The organism is Steroidobacter sp. (assembly GCF_016790065.1).
GTDB lineage: Bacteria > Pseudomonadota > Gammaproteobacteria > Steroidobacterales > Steroidobacteraceae > Steroidobacter.
This window is the reverse complement of record NZ_JAEUPY010000393.1, coordinates 1-2,029: the sequence shown is the minus strand read 5'-3', so window position 1 is coordinate 2,029 and position 2,029 is coordinate 1. Positions and strand designations below refer to the sequence as shown.

Genomic DNA, 2,029 nt, shown 5'->3' with positions numbered 1-2,029 from the left:
GAATTCGACAGCAGTCTGTTCGAGAGCCTCGAGCTGATGGTCTACGGCGGCTCGCCGATCTCCGAGCGATTGAACGAACGAGCGCGGCAGTCCCTGCCGAGGACACGCCTTGTTCAAGGCTTCGGCCAGACTGAGACCAATGCCTGCGGGACGATCCTCCATGAAGCCGCGCGCAATGCGATGCCTAATCCTGAGGATCGTTTGCGGACCGCCGGCCGTGCCGCGTACGGAGTTCAGCTTGCCATTCTCGACGAACAAGGCAATGAGCTGCCGCCCCGAGAGATCGGTGAGATCTGCATCAAGAGCCAGTGCGCCATGCTCGGATATTGGAACAAGCCCGCGGAGACCTCCGCGGCGCTGGCGGGCGGCTGGGTACATACCGGCGATGCCGGCTATCTGGACTAGCAAGGATTTCTATACGTCTGCGACCGTTTGAAATAAATGATCATTTAAGGCGGCGAGAACGTGTACTCGGCGGAAGTGGAGCGCGCCATTGCCTTCCACGCTTCGGTTTCGCAGGTCGCTGTCATTGGCGTGCCAGATGAGCGTTGGGGCGAGCGGGTGCATGCCGTTATCGTACTAAAGCAGGGTGAGACCATCTCGCTGACTGACTTGCAGGCTCACTGCAAACAGCACATTGCCGGTTACAAGATTCCGCGCACCATGGAGCTGCGCGACTCGGCGTTGTCTCTATCCAGTGTCGGGAAGGTGCTGAAGCGCGAGCTTCGGACGCCGCATTGGCAGGGCAAGACTCGCAGCGTGAATTGACGCAGCAAGTAACAGTCATGTCATCGACGCTGCTGCAATCTCACGATCGAGTCGCCGGACTGGTGCAGACACTGCGTGTGCCACTGGTTGTCGCGCCGATGTTTCTTGTCTCCAGTCCGAGGCTTGTCGCTGCTGCGTGCCGAGCGGGCGCCATCGGCTCGATGCCGACCCTTAATGCGCGGACGCCGGAGCAGCTGGACGACTGGCTTGCTCAGGTTCGCAGCGAGCTATCGCTACCGAGCGGGTCGCCGTGGCCTGTTGCTCCCTATGCGCTGAATGTACTCATGCATCAAAGCAACGTGCGCTTGCCTCACGATCTCGAGGCGATTCGTAAGCATCAACCGCCCATCGTAATCGCCAGCGTCGGTCGACCCGATGCGGTCATTGACATCGTGCACGCATACGGCGGCTTGGTGTTTTCCGATGTTGGCTCGCTGAAGCATGCGAAGCGTGCAACGGACGCCGGCGTCGATGGTTTGGTGCTGCTGTGTGCGGGAGCGGGTGGACAGACAGGACGCCTGAATCCGTTTGCATTCCTGGAAGCAACGCGGCGCTTCTTCGATGGCCTGGTCGCGATCGCCGGCGGCATTAGCCACGGTCGCCATCTGGCTGCGCTGAAGACAATGGGCGCAGATTTGGGTTACAGCGGCACCAGTTTCATAGCGACGCCAGAGAGTTTTGCATCCGAGGACTATAAGAAAGTGATCCTCGGCTCGGGTATCGATGATGTCTGGGATACGGATGCCATCAGCGGAATCCCGGCCAACGTCTTGCGAGCGACGCTAACCACGCTCGGCCTCGATCCCGAGACGCGATGGGTCCGCGCCACGAAGGGTGATTACGACTGGTCAAGCATCCGGTGGCGTCCCGATTTGTATTCCGCTGGCCACGGTGTCGGCGACGTGCGCGCGGAGGAATCCTGCGCCGCCATCATCGAGCGCTTCTCAGAACAGTACAGAGCATCACGTCTCACGGGGAACACATGAATCGTCGATTCCTGATCAAGCTTTTCTCGTTGCTAGTCGCGCACGCGGTGGGAGCATCTATCGCATTTGCGGACGCCAACGTCGATTGGCAGACCCAGTCGATGAAATCCAAAGACGGGACACGTATCGTTTATCACGTGTCCGGCAAGGGCACGCCGTTGCTGATCCTGCATGGTGGCTGGTCCAGTGCGGAAGCCTACAAGCCTTTGGGCAAGTTGCTGTCGAGTGACTATCAGGTCGTGCTGGTCGACCGACGGAACTACGGTGTCAGCGAA

At 59.8% G+C, this 2,029-nt stretch carries 4 protein-coding genes; all 4 read left to right on the top strand.

The features are described from left to right. On the top strand, window positions 1-405 hold a 405-nt coding region (locus tag JNL55_RS16310), incomplete at its 5' end, for an AMP-binding protein (protein ID WP_293855632.1). Window positions 406-465: 60 nt separating this feature from the next. Then, window positions 466-768, top strand: coding sequence for an AMP-binding enzyme (locus JNL55_RS16305; protein WP_293855629.1), 303 nt, complete (start codon window positions 466-468; stop codon window positions 766-768). A gap of 17 nt (window positions 769-785) precedes the next feature. Further along, the gene (locus JNL55_RS16300; RefSeq protein ID WP_293855626.1) at window positions 786-1,754 is read left to right on the top strand and encodes an NAD(P)H-dependent flavin oxidoreductase; all 969 of its coding nucleotides are present in this window, start codon (window positions 786-788) and stop codon (window positions 1,752-1,754) included. Beyond that, the coding region (locus JNL55_RS16295) for an alpha/beta fold hydrolase (RefSeq protein WP_293855623.1) at window positions 1,751-2,029 on the top strand (279 nt) is incomplete at its 3' end. The genes JNL55_RS16300 and JNL55_RS16295, both read left to right, overlap by 4 nt.